Raw genomic sequence first — 15,072 nt, forward strand, 5'->3', positions numbered from 1 at the left:
ACGGGAACCGCGGAGTGTGCGTTACCTCGCAGGAACCCGTAAACCACAATGACAATGCCGGGACACCGGGTGGGTCCGGCAGTCAAGGAGCACGGCAGCGTCAGCTACCTGCGCCCACCCATTCCACCGTTCCGTCGGTGAAGAACTGTTCCTTCCAGATGGGAACCTGTTCCTTGATCCTGTCCACCAGCTCCGAGCAGACCGCGAACGCCTGGCCCCGGTGGGCTGCAGACACGGCACACACCAGAGCCGGGTCCCCGATCTCCAGCATCCCGATCCGGTGGGCCGCCCAGATCCGCACGGGCTGGGAGGAAGTGGCGGCGCCGCTCCCGCCCTGTTGGGCATGTTGTTCGGCAACCAGGCGCGCGACGACGTCGGCCATCACCTGGTGAGCCGTGGGGTGAGCGCTGTAGCTAAGGCGCTCAACTGCCTTGCCGCCGTCGTGGTTCCGCACGACGCCGCTGAAGCTGACCACCGCACCCGCGGTGTCACTTTCCACTGCCGCGATGGCCTGGTCAACGGAAATGGGTTCCGCGCTCAGGACAGCGTTGACAACCTCGAATACTGTTTCAGTGCCCATGTCCGCCTTCCAGTTGGTCGCACAGGTGCCCGATCACCGGGTCCAGGACGCTCAGTCCGTCCATGACCCCTTTAGGTGAGCCGGGCAGGTTGATGATGAAGGTCTCGCCGGCGGCGCCGGCGTAGCCGCGGCTAAGGGCCGCCAGCGGTGTCTTCGCTGCCCCGGCGCGGCGGACCGCTTCCATAATGCCGGGGATCTCGCGGTCCAGCAGCGGCAGCGTGACATCCGGGGTGCGGTCGTCCGGGCTCAAGCCCGTGCCTCCGCTGGTGATCACGACGGCGGGGCGCTGGGTCAGCAGGGCCCGGATGGCTGCGCCTACCGGCTCGCCGTCGGGAACCACCATGGCCGGAAACACGTCAAAGCCGTGTTCGGTGAGCCAGTCGGTGATCACGGGGCCGGTTTCGTCGCCGTAGATTCCGGCGGCGGCCCTGGTGGAGGCGATGACGACGCCGGCCTTTCGGCCCTGTACGTCTCCGTGGCGGTGGGGTTCGGGGGCGTTGGGAGTGCTGGTCACAGTGTCCAGTCCCCGCTCTTGCCGCCGCTTTTGGCCAGTACCTTGATGTCGTCCAAGACGGCGTGCTTGTCCACGGCCTTGATCATGTCATAGACGCTCAGGGCCGCGACGGAGGCTGCCGTGAGCGCTTCCATTTCCACCCCGGTGACGCCGCGGGTCTTAACCGTGGCCAGGATCGAGACCGCATCGGTGGCGAGCTGGAAGTCTACGGTGACCTTGGACAGCGGCAGTGGATGGCACAGCGGGATCAGTTCGGGGGTCTTTTTGGCGGCCATGATTCCGGCTACGCGTGCCACGGCCAGGGCGTCGCCTTTGGGCAGGCCGCCGGAGCCGAGCAGGCCCATGACCTCCGCGGTGGTGCGGACCGTGGCGGTGGCGGTGGCCTCCCGGGTGGTTTCGGCTTTGGCGGAGACATCCACCATCTGGGCGCTGCCGTCCTGGCGCAGGTGCGTCAGCGCGGCCGGGGATTGTTCTGCATTCACAGCATCCATACTTCCACCTCCGCCCCTGCCGCGAGCGCGTCCACTCCATCAGGGACATGGACCAGCACATTGGAACCGGCGAGCGCATGCATCAGGTGCGAACTATCCCCGCCCTGGAGCTCCACCGTTCCGTCGGGCTGGAGGGTGCCGCGGCGGACCTGGTGCTTGTGCGCGGGCGACGTCAGGGGATGCCGAAGGCGGGCCCGGAGGGGCAGGCGCGGCGCGGGAGCACCAAACAGGCTTGCCAGGACGGGGCGGAGGAACATCTCAAAGGACACCAGGCAGCTGACGGGGTTGCCCGGGAAACCCAGGAAGGGCCGCCCTTCGAAGCTGCCGATCCCCTGCGGGCCGCCCGGCTGCATGGCCACATGCAGGAACTCCACCGGCTGGTCCTCCATGGCCTGCCGCACCACCTCGTACGCGCCTTTGCTGACGCCGCCGGTGGTGACAATGAGATCCGTACCGTCTCCCTCGGTCCGCAGCAGCGTGCGAAGCGCCTCGGGGTTGTCGGTGGCGATTCCCGCACGGCGCACCTGCAGTCCTGCCTGCTTCATGGCAGCTTCGAGGAGCGTGCCGTTGGAATCGTAAATTTTGCCGGCGGGAAGTTCCTTGCCCGGTTCCACCACTTCGTCCCCGGTGGTCACCAGCAGTACGGTCAGGGCTTGACGGACTGCCACTTCCGGGATGCCCAGCGCCGCCAGCAGTCCCAGCTGGGCGGGGCCCAGGCAGGTGCCTGCCGCCAATGCTGTTCCACCTGCCCCCACGTCGCTTCCGGCAGCCCGCACGAAGGTGCCCGCCGCTGCCGGTGGCAGCTTTACCGTTGTCTGCTCACCGTGGGGCAGGAAACGGTCCGGAACGGCCCGCTCGATAGGGACGACGGCGTCGGCCCCCTCGGGGAGCATCGCCCCTGTCATGATCGGAGCGGCCATCCCAGGTTCAAGGGGTGCAGGGCTGGCGCCCGCTGGAACGGGAGGCATAACCCGCAGTTCCGCGCCGCCGTCGGGGACATCCACGGAACGAATGGCATAACCGTCCATCTGTGAATTGGCGAAGGGCGGCAGGCTGATGGGAGCGCGGACGTCGCTGACCAGTCCCCGGCCGAGGGCCGCGTGCAGTGGCAGCGCTTCGGTCCTGTCCGGTGACTGCAGCGGGCGCAGCAGTTCGGCGACGGCGGCGGCGTGCTCAGCGACGGACCTTGCCTGGTGCCGGGGTTGACGCCCGTTATGCCCGGTTTGGTGGCTATGGTGCTCTGCCTGCTCTGCTGTTGGGCGCAGGGATGTTCCATGCGGTTGAGGGCTGGTCATGGTTCCGCCTTCAGTGGGCCATCAGGGTTTCACGTCCACTCTAATGGTGTGCAGCCCTGTTGCTCCGTCGGGCGCAACAGGCCTGCTCTGCTCGTCCTGTGCCTGGCCTGCGAGAGTTGTGGCGCGGACCTGGACCTCGTACTGCCCTTCAACCAGTTCCATGCCGAGCTTCCATTGGTACCAAGTGTCCGGCGAGATGCCTTCCGCCAGGTCAGCCTGTTGCCACGGCCCACGGTTCACGCGGAGCTCCACCCGTCCGATGCCTGCGTGCTGCGCCCAGGCGACGCCGCCGAACATCACAGTGCCCGGTCTCACCGCCCGGCCGCTGCGGGGCACGTCAATCCGTGACGAACATTTGATGGGACCCCGCTCCGACCAACCCCTCGGTGTCCAATAGGCAACATCGTCGGTGAACCTGGTGACCTTAAGCTCCGTGACCCATTTGGTGGCCGACACGTAACCGTAGAGTCCGGGTACCACCAGCCGTACGGGGAATCCGTGTTCAAGGGGCAGGGGTTCCCCGTTCATTCCGACGGCGAGCAGCGCATCCCTGCCGTCTGTCAGGACCTCCAGCGGCGTCCCGCGGTCCAGCCGTCCACACTTCGGGAGAGCACCATGTCCGCGCCGGGCAGCGGCCCGGCGAGCGCGAGCAGTTCCCGGACCGGCCAGCCCAGCCAGCGGGCGTTGCCTATGAGGTTGCCGCCCACATTGTTGGACACGCATGCAAGGGTCAGGTGGCGTTCAGCCAGGGGCTTTGCCAGGAGTTCCGCGAACGGCAGCTCGACCTCCCTGTCCACCAGTCCGGTTACTTTCAGCACCCAGGTATCCGGGTTTACGGCGGGAACCGTGAGGGCTGTGTCGATACGGTAGAAGTCGGCGTTGGGCGTGACCAGCGGTTGCATGCCCTCGACTTTCGCCTCAGCAGTTGGAGGTATGGCCGGCGCCGCTGAAGCGGGAGTGGGCAGGGTTACGCGGCTCCTGGCTTCGCTAGCCACTGCTGAAGCACCTCGCCACTTCGCTGCCAGCGCTCCGCCGATGACAGTGAACGCGGCTCCTCCTGCCACGGCCTGCAAGAAGCGGCGGCGTGCCGGGTCGGCGTCGGTTCCTCCCGGCGGTTCTTCCCTTCCCCATTCCTGCAGCCGGCCCATCAGGTATCGCAGCAGGACGCAGGCGAGGACAGTGGTGAGGACCGCCAGGGCAGCCGCGATGGCGGTGGTTTGGGCGCGGGTCAGGACGGCTGCCAGGCCAACCAGCCCAAAGGCGGCAACCACCGCGACGCCGGCAGAGCGGCGGCGCTGCTCCATCACTCCGGCCAGCACAGCCAGCGCAGTTATCACCAGGCCCATTCCTGCCAGGAGAGCCACCTTGTCCGCCGTCCCGAACAGCCCCGCGGCCCAGTCCTTCACTGCGGGAGGGACAGCATCGATGACGGCGCCGCCAACAGCGGTCAGCGGCGACAGCGACGGACTGAACAAGCCAGCCAGCAGCTCGCCCAGCACCACCGCGCTGCCCACCGCCGCACTCCCGGCTGCCGCCGCCCACCCATGGTTCCGGCGTTGCGCTGACCGGGGTGGCGCTGACCGGGGTGGCAACGAAGGTGCCCCGTGCTTTTGCAACCCCGGCCCGCCGTCGCGCGTTGCCTTTGCCTGCCTTGGCTGGGTGGTGTCCACCCTCCCAGCATAGGTTCGCGGAGTCCCCGTGGCGCCGGTCCCGTCCCAGGTTCTTCCGCTGCTGCTTTACCTGCGTCCGTCACGAGGTGTGATGCACAACCCAACGTGGCGTAGCCTGAATTCATGAGTGTCCAGCTAGGCATGCCCCAGCCGCGGGAGGAATCAGCACCCCTGCCCCCGGTTCCCGCTGCCCGCCCCGGCAATGCTCCGGCGGGGCTCACCGACCGCTACGGGCGCCGTGCCACGGACATGAGGCTGTCCCTGACGGACAAATGCAACCTTCGCTGCACCTACTGCATGCCTGCCGAGGGCCTGGAATGGCTGGCGAAACAGGCGGTCATGTCAGCAGAGGAGATTATCCGTATTGTGCGGATCGGCGTGGAGCAGCTGGGGGTGCGCGAACTGCGGCTCACCGGCGGCGAACCTCTTGTGAGGCACGACCTGGTGGACATCATCTCAGCCCTTCGCAGCAACCACCCCAACCTGCCGATCTCCATGACCACCAACGCCGTAGGGCTTGCGAAAAAGGCGGCAGCGCTGAAGGCTGCAGGCCTGACCCGCATCAACGTCTCGCTGGATTCGCTGCACGAGGAAACCTTCACCCAGCTGACCCGCAGGCCCTTCCTCAACCAGGTGCTGGCCGGAGTGGACGCCGCATGGGCAGCGGGCCTGGGCCCGGTGAAGCTCAACGCGGTCCTGATGCGGGGCATCAACGATGCCGAGGCTTCCTCACTGCTGGCATGGGCCCTGGGGCGTGGCTACGAACTCCGCTTCATCGAGCAGATGCCGCTGGACGCAGACCATGGCTGGACACGGCGGAACATGATTACGGCGGCCGAAATCCGCGAACTGCTCTCGTCGGAGTTTGTCCTCACCCCGGATCCCCGCGCCCGTGACGGCGCCCCGGCGGAGCGTTTTGAAGTACGGCGGCGGGATTCCGCGTCCGCTGGTTCGGCTGGTCCCCTGCTGGGAACAGTGGGGATTATTGCCTCCGTGACCGAACCGTTCTGCTCTGACTGCCGCAGGACCCGGATTACGGCAGAGGGCAAAATCATGAGCTGCCTGTTCTCCCGTGAGGAGTTCGACCTGCTGGGCCTGCTTCGCTCCGGTGCTACCGACGACGCTCTGGCCCGGCGGTGGCAGGACGCGATGTGGATCAAACCCAAAGCCCACGGAATGGACCACGTGGGACTTGATGCTCCGGACTTCGTCCAGCCGGACCGCAGCATGAGCGCCATCGGGGGCTGACACTTTTGAACGTACGTTACTTCGCTGCCGCACGCGCCGCTGCAGGCCTTGAAGAAGAGAGCTTCGACCTTGCGCCGGGCTCCACTGTCGCTGATCTGCTGCAAACGGTTCTGTCCGTGAAGCGTCCGGAACCTCCCGCGGGCACTCCCCCGCTGCCCCGCATTTTGTCCCGGAGCAGCTTCCTGCTTAACGAGGTGGCGGTGAGGGACCAGTCTGTAGTTGTGGGTGCAGACGACGTGGTGGATGTCCTGCCTCCTTTCGCTGGAGGCTAGGAACCCTACCGGCTCCTCCCGGCGGCCATACAGCCCATCCCGCCGGAATTGTCGGTGCCTCGATGGATGATGTCGGTATGAAAAACGGCGCGGGGACAGCGGCAGCGATGAAGGGTGTTCATGCCTCCGTGGCCGTCCTGGACGCGCTGTTTCTTGAGGGTGCCGCCCTGACCGCTGGCGCCGCTGGTGCCTCTGCCGGCAGCGGTGTTGGCGGCGAAATCGATGTGTTGCAGCGCGCCTACGAACTCCGGCTGGACCGGCTGGGGCTGCTGTCGAAACTCGAAGCACAAATGGCCGGGCTGAAAGCCCGCGACGCCGCCGAGGCCCTCGACCTCCAACACGCGATGACCCCGCCGGAAGCACCCGTGCACGAACGGATTTACGCCGAAATGTCCGCGACCGAGGAAATCGCCGGCATCCTGACCATCAGCTCCCCCGCAGCCGCAGCGCTCATCACCCAGTCCCGTCAGCTCTGCACCCTGCCGCTGGCCATGGACGCCCTGTCCTCCGGCACCATCTCGTGGCAACACGCCCGGATCATCGCAGACGAAACCGAGACCCTGGGCCCCGCCGGCGGAACCGCCCTGACCGCGCACTTCCTGGACCCGGACGCACCCAACCCCGCCCGCGGAGCCGCCGCCGGGGACCTGATCCCCTCCCGGTTCCGGGCCAAAGTACGGACCTGGCGCGAACGCCACCACCCCGAATCCCTCGAAACACGGCACAACAAAAGCGCCGCCGACCGGCGGATGGAATACAGCCCGGACCGGGACGGCATGGCCTGGATCTCCGCCTACCTGCCCGCGGACAAAGCCTCTGCACTGTGGAACAACATCACAGCCACCGCCCGCGGCCTGCAAGGACCCAACGAACCCCGCACCCTGGCCCAACTCCGCCCCGACATCCTCTGCAACCGGATACTCCGCACCCGCGAACCCGGCACACAGGTACCCGGCACGCAGGTACCCGGCGCTCGGGTCCTTCCAACCGGACCCGTTCCCGCCGGGAACGCGGCACCAACCGTTGGCGGCGGGTCAGGGCAGCCAAGCGCTGAAGTGCCCACCCCCCGGACCGAGGTGCTGGTGACCGTCCCGGTGTTCGCACTCCTAGGCCTCATCGACGAACCCGCCATGCTCGACGGCCACGGACCCATCCCGGCATCCATGGCCCGGAAACTGGTCGCGGACGGGGCAAACTCCTTCTACCGGGTCCTGGTCGACCCAAGGGATGGGACGCCCCTGGAGATCGGCCGCAAAAGCTACCGGCTCCCCGAAACGATGAAGCGCTGGCTGCGGATGCGGGACGGTAAGTGCACCTTCCCCGGCTGCAACAACCGCACCCCCGACAACGAAACCGACCACCTTCAGGCCTGGCACCACGGCGGAACCACCGGAATCAACAACCTGGCCCAGCTCTGCCCCAAACACCACCGCCTCAAACACAACACCCCATGGGCACCCACACCAGCAACCCGAAACGAACCACCCGGCTGGACCTCACCCACCGGCCGCCACTACAAAAGCGAACAACCCGACCAGGAACCACCACACTGGCCCGCGGCTTTCGCTGGGCGTGAGCCATGGAGTTCGCCAGACGCTTCAACCGACACCCCGACGCCTCTAGCTGAAGGGAGGGACTCGCCACCGCAGTACGAGGAGCCTCCAAGCGTTCAACCTCCGTACGTTCAACCTCCGTACGAAGAACCTTCGGACCAGAACCTCGTCGACGCAGACGACATTCCGCCCGACGATGCTGTGTGGGAGGACTTTTACGCGAAACCATACGTCCTGCCGCCGGATCCGGTAAGGAATTGGGACTTGATCCTGTCCTGAACGGGGCCCGAATGTCAGTCTCTGTTGAACCACGACGTCATGAAGGGGCTGTATGCCGTGCCAGTACCATCAGCGGTTACGCGCTCCGCAAGACCACTTTCCCGTACAGCGCCATCTCCGCGCGGACGCAACTCCGTCACATGGGTCAGCACGTCGCCGTCAACGCGCAGCGTGTGCCGGGTCCACCCTGCACTGCCGTGCCGTTCCACCCGCAGGGCCCCTTCATGCCATAAACAGCGGACCGGTGCGTCCGGCGCCGGGCCGGCGCCGTCCACGTAGTACCACAGGACGTCCTGATGATCCGGATCCACGGTGAACATCCCGTGCCCTTCAAAATGCGCGCCGTCCGGCTCGACATGGCGGTAGCTCTGGACCACCGCGAAACCGCCTGCCACGCGCGTATAGGTTACTTCGGCATCAACAGTACGCTCGGGCCCCCAGGGACCAGCCGCAAGGCGGGTGCTCCCGCGCCAGTGACCGAGGAACGCAGCCAGGGCGCCCGGCAATCCGCCGGACTGCGTCCGTTCCACTGGCCCTCACTTCCGGAGCTTAAGTCCTGCCGTTTGCGGGATGCGTTGTTGTTTTGCCGCGGTCACAGACCGAAAGTCTCCGTCTCCTCGAACGGTCCCACCACGGTTACAGTCCTCGGCGCCGCGGCAAGTTCCGCAGCAAGATCCTGTACCTGCTCGGCCGTGACGGATTTGATCAGGCGCAAGGTTTCGTCGATGTCCTGGTACTCCCCGGAGACGAGCTCTGCCCGGCCCAGCCGGGACATCCGCGACCCGGTGTCTTCCAGGGCCAGGACGATGCCGCCGCCGAGCTGGCCTACAGCCTTGCGCAGCTCGTCCTCTGTGATTCCATGCTCCGCAAGCTTGTCCAATTCCGCGCCGAGCAGTTCCAGTACCTGCCGCACCTTGGACGGCGTGCAGCCCGCGTACATGCCGAAGTAGCCGGCGTCCGCGTAGGAGGAAGCGAAGGAGTAGGTGGAGTAGACCAAACCGCGCTTCTCCCGGATCTCCTGGAAGAGGCGCGAAGACATCCCACCGCCGAGCACGGCGTTCAGGACGCTCATGACATAACGCCGCTCGTCGGTGGCAACGATGGTGGGGCAGCCCATGATGATGTTCGCCTGCTCCACTGCCCGCTTGACCACGTGGAGTCCGGCGGTCCCCGTAATCAGGGCCCGGTCAGTGGAACGCCGCTCCACCGGCGCGGCGTCACTCTTCAGCGACCACCCGGCGGACTCAAGGGCGCTGACCACAAGGTCACAGACGACGTCGTGCTCCAAGCCGCCGGCTGCGGTGATCACCAGCTCATCCGGCCGGTAATACCTCTGGTAGTGCTCCCACACGGAGTCACGGGCCACGGCTTTGATGGCGTCCGGTGTGCCACCGATAGGGCGGCCCAGGGGGTGGCTGCCGAGCACTGCCGAGACAAAGTGTTCGTGCGCGACGTCGGTGGGGTCGTCACTGTCCATGGCGATTTCCTCGAGGATGACGTCCCGTTCCTGCTCCATTTCCGCCGGATCCAGGACGGCTCCGGTGATCATGTCGGCGATGACGTCGATGGCCATGGGCAGGTCCGAGTCCAGGACCCGGGCGAAGTAGCAGGTGCTTTCCTTGGCTGTGGCCGCGTTGGACTCCCCGCCCACCTCGTCAAAGGCCGAGGCGATCTCCAACGCAGTACGGCGCCTGGTTCCCTTGAACAGGAGGTGCTCGAGGAAGTGGGTGGAGCCGTGCTGTCCCGGGGCCTCGTCACGGGATCCGACGCCCACCCAGAAACCGATGGTAGCCGAGCGCTGGCCAGGCATTGCCTCTGTCAGCACCCGCACTCCCCCGGGCAATACCGAACGCCGGACCTCGGAGCCGCCGTCGGAACCGTGGACCAGGGTGTTGCCGCGGTGGTTCTGCTCGAGCGGCAGGGGTACTACAGTCATTGAGGCCTTTCAAAGGGGCAGCCGGGATCTGGCTGCCATCGTAACAGCGGCGGGGCCGGTGGATCATCCACCGGCCCCGCCGATTCATGCTTGTCCGTGCCGGAAACCCGAAGTGCTAGATGTCAGCGCCTTCAGCAGGTTCCGTGGTGTGGGCGCGCTCGGTCTCGACCTCAGCGCCTTCTTCCTCGGCCACAACCGGGGCGAGCGAGAGCTTTCCGCGGTCATCGATCTTGGTGATTTCCACCTGGACCTTCTGGCCCACCGAGACAACGTCGTCAACGTTGTCCACGCGCTTGCCGTTGGCCAGCTTGCGCAGCTCGGAGATGTGCAGGAGGCCGTCCTTGCCCGGGGTCAGCGATACGAATGCACCGAAGGTGGTGGTCTTGACGACCGTACCCAGGTAACGTTCGCCGATTTCCGGGACCTGCGGGTTCGCGATGGCGTTGATGGCGGAGCGTGCTGCGTCTGCAGACGGGCCGTCGGTGGCGCCAATGTAGACCGTGCCGTCGTCCTCGATGGAGATGTCGGCGCCGGTGTCCTCCTGGATCTGGTTGATCATCTTGCCCTTGGGGCCGATGACCTCGCCGATCTTGTCCACGGGGATCTTGACGGCGATGACGCGCGGTGCGAACTCGGAGAGCTCGTCCGGGGTGTCGATGGCCGAGTCGATGACCTCGAGGATGTGCAGGCGGGCTTCGCGGGCCTGCTTGAGTGCTGCAGCCAGGACCGAAGCGGGAATACCGTCAAGCTTGGTGTCCAGCTGAATGGCGGTCACGAACTCGGAGGTACCGGCAACCTTGAAGTCCATGTCGCCGAAGGCATCTTCGGCGCCGAGGATGTCGGTCAGTGCCGCGTAGCGCGTCTGGCCGTCAACCTGGTCGGAGACCAGGCCCATGGCGATGCCTGCGACAGCTGCCTTCAGGGGCACACCGGCGTTCAGCATCGACAGGGTGGAGGCGCAGACGGAACCCATCGACGTCGAGCCGTTGGAACCGAGGGCCTCGGATACCTGCCGGATGGCGTACGGGAACTCTTCGCGGGACGGCAGGACCGGCACGAGTGCACGCTCGGCCAGGGCGCCGTGGCCGATTTCGCGGCGCTTCGGGGAACCGACGCGGCCCGTTTCACCGGTGGAGTACGGCGGGAAGTTGTAGTTGTGCATGTAGCGCTTGGTCTTCACCGGCGACAGCGAGTCGATCTGCTGTTCCATCTTCAGCATGTTCAGCGTGGTGACACCCATGATCTGTGTCTCGCCGCGCTCGAAGATGGCCGAACCGTGAACGCGCGGCAGAACCTCGACCTCGGCGGTGAGCTGACGGATGTCCGTCAGGCCGCGGCCGTCAATGCGGATCTGATCCTTGAGGATGCGCTGGCGCACAACGTGCTTGGTGACCGAGCGGAATGCTGCGGACACTTCCTTCTCACGGCCTTCGAACTGGCCGGCGAGGGAAGAGGTAACCTCGTCCTTCAGGACGTCGGAAGCGTTGTCGCGCTCCTGCTTGTCGGCGATCTGGAAGACAGCAGCCAGCTTCTCGGCGGCGGCGGACTCAACAGCGGCGTATACGTCGTCCTCGTAGTCCAGGAAGACCGGGAACTCAACAGTGGGCTTGGCCGCGCGGGCAGCCAGGTCCGCCTGGGCGTCGCAGAGTGCCTTGATGAACGGCTTTGCAGCCTCGAGGCCTTCGGAGACAACCTCTTCGGTGGGGGCGGTGGCGCCCTGTTCCTTGATGAGGTTCCAGGAGTTGTCGGTGGCTTCGGCTTCCACCATCATGATGGCGACGTCGTCACCGGCCACGCGGCCGGCTACCACCATGTTGAAGACGGAGTTTTCCAGCTGCGAGTGCTTGGGGAAAGCAACCCACTGTGATCCGTTTTCGTCGCCAACCAGGGCAACGCGGACGCCACCGATGGGGCCGGAGAACGGCAGGCCGGAAAGCTGGGTGGACATGGAGGAGGCGTTGATGGCCACCACGTCGTAGAGCTCGTCAGGGTTGATGGCCAGGACGGTCACAACAATCTGGACCTCGTTGCGAAGGCCCTTGATGAAGGCGGGGCGCAGCGGGCGGTCCATCAGGCGGCAGGCCAGGATGGCTTCGGTGGACGGGCGTCCTTCGCGGCGGAAGAACGAGCCCGGGATGCGTCCGGCAGCGTACATGCGCTCTTCGACGTCGACCGTCAGCGGGAAGAAGTCAAAGCCTTCACGCGGGTGCTTGCCGGCCGTGGTTGCGGACAGCAGGGCGGTGTCATCGTCGATGTACACCATTGCTGCGCCGGCTGCCTGCTTGGCAAGGCGGCCGGTTTCAAAGCGGATCACACGCTTGCCAAAACGGCCATTGTCAATGACTGCTTCTGAGAACTGGATTTCGGGACCCTCCAAGAGAGTCACCTCCGTTTCTGTTTTACGGAAGTCCAGCCGCATCAACCCAGGCCAGCATCTGTCGACTGGCCCTGCACCCGGTCGTCGATCGAGACCCACGGGCCGGGGCTTCAGTCAACGAAGCCGTTCCCGGAGATCACTACCGAGGACCGCGAATGCGTGATGCGGTTGATCCTCCTGTTTAGTTTTTTTCATTGAAGGAGCGGCCCGTTCCGTTCCGGAAAGGGCCGCCCCAAAGTCCGACTAGCGGCGCAGGCCGAGGCGCTCGATGAGCGAACGGTAGCGGGCGATGTCAGTCTTCTTGAGGTAGCTCAGCATGCGCTTGCGACGACCAACCATGGCCAGCAGACCGCGCTGGGTGTGGTAATCGTGCTTGTGCTCCTTCATGTGCTCAGTCAGATCCTTGATCCGCTGGGTAAGGACTGCAACCTGGACCTCCGGTGAACCGGTGTCGCCTTCTCCGGTTGCGTATTCCTTGATGATGGACTGCTTTACAGCGGCGTCAAGTGCCACAATAACTCCTAGGGATGTGCCGTGAGGGCCCAGGTCAGTAACTCACTGCCGGGTCTGCCGCGGCGGCTGGTCCGGAGAAACAGGACTATGCCACACACAACAGGAACCAGCCGCCACGGACTGCAGCCGGATCCATCCCCCAGTTTACCGGCGCCTGCCCAATCTTGTCGAAACAGGCATCTCCCGGGAGGGAAGCTGCTGCCCTACCGCGCCAGTTGCTTCCGGATTGCAGCCATCCCGTGCAGTACTTCCGCGAAGCTGGTGCTCAGCGGGGACAGCCCCACGCGAACGCCGCGCGGCGCGCGAAAGTCCGGGATGACGTCGTCATCCCAGAGGGACGCGACAGTTGCTTTGGTAAAACCGGGGTGGTCCAGGGTGATGTGGCTGCCCCGCTCCCCCGGCTCCCGCGGCGAGGCGAGCTCCACCCCCAGGGGCGCCAGCCAGGCTTCGAAGATCTCGACGGCGAAGGCGGTCAGCTGCACCGATTTCGCCCGTACGGCAGCCATGGTTGCTTCCTCAATAAGGTCGAGGGTCCCCCGCATGGCAAGCATCCCGAATATGGCGGGCGTACCGCTGAGGAAACCGCGGATGCCGGGAGCTGGTTCATAACCGGAGCCCATGTCAAAGGCATCCTTGCGGCCCATCCATCCCCAGATAGGCTGATTGAGCGAGGCAAGGTGGCGGTGGTTGACGTAGGCGAACGCGGGCGAACCGGGCCCGCCGTTGAGGTACTTGTAGGTGCAGCCGGCAGCGAAGTCCACGTCCGCGCTGTCCAGGTCCATCTCCACTGAACCGGCGGAATGGCAAAGGTCCCACACCACCAGTGCCCCGGCGTCGTGCACTGCTGCCGTGATGCCCGGCAAGTCCGCCAGATGGCCGGAACGGTAGGCGACGTGGCTCAAAAGTACGACGGCGGTGCGCGGTCCAGCCGCGTTGCGCACCTGCTCAACTGTCACCCCCGCGTTGGGGTCCGTTTCAATCCAGCGGAGTGTCAGGCCTTCCTCAAGGGCAATGCCCTCCACAAGGTAGCGGTCGGTAGGGAAATTTTCCGTGTCCAGGACCAGTTCGTTCCGGTCCGGGTCTGCCACGGCTGCCAGGGCTGCCCGGATCAGCTTGTACAGCACCACGGTGGTGGAATCCGCGATGATTGTCTGTCCCGGGGCGGCGCCGAGCACGGCCCGGCCCAGCTGGTCGCCAATGGATTGGGGCAGGTCCAGCCATTCCTCGTCCCAGCCCCGGATCAGGCGTCCTCCCCAGCCGTCGCGGATGAAGGCGCTGATGTCCTCCGCCGTGCGCTGAAGCGGCCGGCCCAGGGAGTTGCCGTCCAGGTAGGACAAGGGCGTGTCCGTGCCGATGAACCGGCTCCTGTACTGGGCCAGAGGGTCCTTGCGGTCCAGCTCGGCCGCGCGCTGTTGCAAGGCGGCGTCCGCATCTTTTGTGGTTCCGGCAACGTGCTCCTGTGTGGTCATTGGCCGATCTCCGTCCTGACAGCGAAAAGTTCTGGGAAAAAGGTCAGTTCGAGGGCCTTCTGCAGGAACGCGGCCCCGCTTGAGCCGCCGGTCCCTGTTTTCATGCCGATGGTCCTCTGCACGGTGCGCAGGTGCCGGAAGCGCCACAGCTGGAAGTTGTCCTCGAGGTCCACCAGCTCCTCGCACGCCTCGTAGGCGCCCCAGTTATCCGCAGCGTTCTCGTAGATGTGCTTGAAGAGCGGCACCAGGTCGGGGGTGAATTCGTGGGCAGAGGTAACGTCCCGCTCCAGTACCGAGCGGGGCACAGCAAACCCCTGCCGGGCAAGGTAGGCCAGGAATTCGTCATAGATGCTGGGCGCGGAAAGCACCTCATCGAGCATGGCGTAGGCTTCCGGATCCGACTCGAACACCGGAAGCATCTTGCGGTCCTTGTTGCCGAGGATGAATTCAACGGCCCGGTACTGGCTTGACTGGAAGCCGGAGGAATTGCCCAGGAAGCCGCGAAACTGTGAATACTCGGTGGGCGTCAGGGTGGCCAGCACTGACCACTGCTCGGTGAGGGTCTTTTGGATGTGCTTGACCCGGGCTATGCCCTTGAGCGCGGACCCCAGATCATCCGCACGGAGCCAGGCCGCGGTGCTCCGGAGTTCGTGCAACACCAGCTTGAGCCACAGTTCGGTGGTCTGGTGCTGAATGATGAACAGCATTTCATCGTGATGTTCCGGCTGGCTGACAGGATGCTGTGCACTCAGCAGGGTTGGCAGGTGCAGGTACGAGGCGTAGCTCATCCGTGTGCTGAAGTCGCGGACTATGCCTTCGTCCAGTTTCCTGGTGTTTTTCTCAACGGACACGGTGATGCCTTTCCCTTGAGCGCT

The 15,072-nt window shown here is 65.5% G+C and carries 13 protein-coding genes and 1 pseudogene; 3 read left to right on the plus strand and 11 right to left on the minus strand.

Annotation, left to right across the window (positions count from 1 at the left end):
• Positions 1–100: 100 nt before the first annotated feature.
• The 5 genes and pseudogenes from AC5RVN_RS06805 to AC5RVN_RS06825 form a co-directional block, all read right to left on the minus strand.
• On the minus strand, positions 101–580 hold the full coding sequence (locus tag AC5RVN_RS06805; RefSeq protein WP_494106471.1) for a molybdenum cofactor biosynthesis protein MoaE: 480 nt from the start codon (positions 578–580) through the stop codon (positions 101–103).
• The gene (locus AC5RVN_RS06810; RefSeq protein ID WP_494040852.1) at positions 570–1,094 is read right to left on the minus strand and encodes a MogA/MoaB family molybdenum cofactor biosynthesis protein; all 525 of its coding nucleotides are present in this window, start codon (positions 1,092–1,094) and stop codon (positions 570–572) included. Before AC5RVN_RS06810 ends, AC5RVN_RS06805 begins: the two co-directional genes overlap by 11 nt.
• Complete coding sequence (gene moaC / locus AC5RVN_RS06815) at positions 1,091–1,585, minus strand: cyclic pyranopterin monophosphate synthase MoaC (protein WP_494040853.1); 495 nt, start codon at positions 1,583–1,585, stop codon at positions 1,091–1,093. Before moaC ends, AC5RVN_RS06810 begins: the two co-directional genes overlap by 4 nt.
• The gene (locus AC5RVN_RS06820; protein WP_494137457.1) at positions 1,573–2,880 is read right to left on the minus strand and encodes a molybdopterin molybdotransferase MoeA; all 1,308 of its coding nucleotides are present in this window, start codon (positions 2,878–2,880) and stop codon (positions 1,573–1,575) included. The genes moaC and AC5RVN_RS06820 overlap by 13 nt, the downstream gene beginning before the upstream one ends.
• 21 nt (positions 2,881–2,901) lie before the next feature.
• Positions 2,902–4,472, minus strand: a pseudogene (locus tag AC5RVN_RS06825) (molybdopterin-dependent oxidoreductase).
• Positions 4,473–4,673: 201 nt separating this feature from the next.
• Between AC5RVN_RS06825 and moaA the strand changes: the two are divergent.
• The 3 genes from moaA to AC5RVN_RS06840 all read left to right on the plus strand — a co-directional run bounded on the left by moaA (position 4,674) and on the right by AC5RVN_RS06840 (position 7,902).
• Positions 4,674–5,798: a GTP 3',8-cyclase MoaA gene (gene moaA / locus AC5RVN_RS06830; RefSeq protein ID WP_494137458.1), complete on the plus strand. Its 1,125-nt coding sequence runs from the start codon at positions 4,674–4,676 to the stop codon at positions 5,796–5,798.
• Between the two features lie 5 nt (positions 5,799–5,803).
• A complete protein-coding gene (locus AC5RVN_RS06835) occupies positions 5,804–6,070 on the plus strand; it encodes a MoaD/ThiS family protein (protein ID WP_494137459.1) in 267 nt (88 codons plus the stop codon).
• Between the two features lie 77 nt (positions 6,071–6,147).
• Entirely contained in the window at positions 6,148–7,902 is a 1,755-nt protein-coding gene (locus AC5RVN_RS06840) for an HNH endonuclease signature motif containing protein (protein ID WP_494137460.1), read from the plus strand.
• Between the two features lie 14 nt (positions 7,903–7,916).
• Here the strand turns inward: AC5RVN_RS06840 and AC5RVN_RS06845 are convergent, their stop codons facing one another.
• The 6 genes from AC5RVN_RS06845 to kynA form a co-directional block, all read right to left on the minus strand.
• Entirely contained in the window at positions 7,917–8,432 is a 516-nt protein-coding gene (locus AC5RVN_RS06845; protein ID WP_494137461.1) for a DUF1579 domain-containing protein, read from the minus strand.
• 62 nt (positions 8,433–8,494) lie between these two features.
• A complete protein-coding gene (locus tag AC5RVN_RS06850) occupies positions 8,495–9,838 on the minus strand; it encodes a M16 family metallopeptidase (protein WP_494040859.1) in 1,344 nt (447 codons plus the stop codon).
• Between the two features lie 115 nt (positions 9,839–9,953).
• The gene (locus AC5RVN_RS06855) at positions 9,954–12,215 is read right to left on the minus strand and encodes a polyribonucleotide nucleotidyltransferase (protein ID WP_494137702.1); all 2,262 of its coding nucleotides are present in this window, start codon (positions 12,213–12,215) and stop codon (positions 9,954–9,956) included.
• Between the two features lie 243 nt (positions 12,216–12,458).
• Positions 12,459–12,728, minus strand: a complete 270-nt coding sequence (gene rpsO, locus AC5RVN_RS06860) for a 30S ribosomal protein S15 (RefSeq protein ID WP_013600532.1) — start codon at positions 12,726–12,728, stop codon at positions 12,459–12,461.
• Between the two features lie 203 nt (positions 12,729–12,931).
• Positions 12,932–14,197 (minus strand): kynureninase, encoded by a 1,266-nt coding sequence (gene kynU, locus AC5RVN_RS06865; RefSeq protein WP_494137462.1) that lies wholly within the window; start codon positions 14,195–14,197, stop codon positions 12,932–12,934.
• Complete coding sequence (kynA, locus tag AC5RVN_RS06870) at positions 14,194–15,048, minus strand: tryptophan 2,3-dioxygenase (RefSeq protein ID WP_494040861.1); 855 nt, start codon at positions 15,046–15,048, stop codon at positions 14,194–14,196. The genes kynU and kynA overlap by 4 nt, the downstream gene beginning before the upstream one ends.
• Positions 15,049–15,072 lie beyond the last annotated feature (24 nt).

The organism is Arthrobacter sp. sptzw32, from assembly GCF_059089735.1.

Bases quoted from the DNA above. Each gene is read 5' to 3' on its own strand.
- AC5RVN_RS06805 (WP_494106471.1), bottom strand. From the start codon at position 580: ATGGGCACTGAAACAGTATTCGAGGTTGTCAACGCTGTCCTGAGCGCG.
- moaC (WP_494040853.1), bottom strand. From the start codon at position 1,585: ATGGATGCTGTGAATGCAGAACAATCCCCGGCCGCGCTGACGCACCTG.
- AC5RVN_RS06820 (WP_494137457.1), bottom strand. From the start codon at position 2,880: ATGACCAGCCCTCAACCGCATGGAACATCCCTGCGCCCAACAGCAGAG.
- moaA (WP_494137458.1), top strand. From the start codon at position 4,674: ATGAGTGTCCAGCTAGGCATGCCCCAGCCGCGGGAGGAATCAGCACCC.
- AC5RVN_RS06840 (WP_494137460.1), top strand. From the start codon at position 6,148: ATGAAAAACGGCGCGGGGACAGCGGCAGCGATGAAGGGTGTTCATGCC.
- AC5RVN_RS06850 (WP_494040859.1), bottom strand. From the start codon at position 9,838: ATGACTGTAGTACCCCTGCCGCTCGAGCAGAACCACCGCGGCAACACC.
- kynU (WP_494137462.1), bottom strand. From the start codon at position 14,197: ATGACCACACAGGAGCACGTTGCCGGAACCACAAAAGATGCGGACGCC.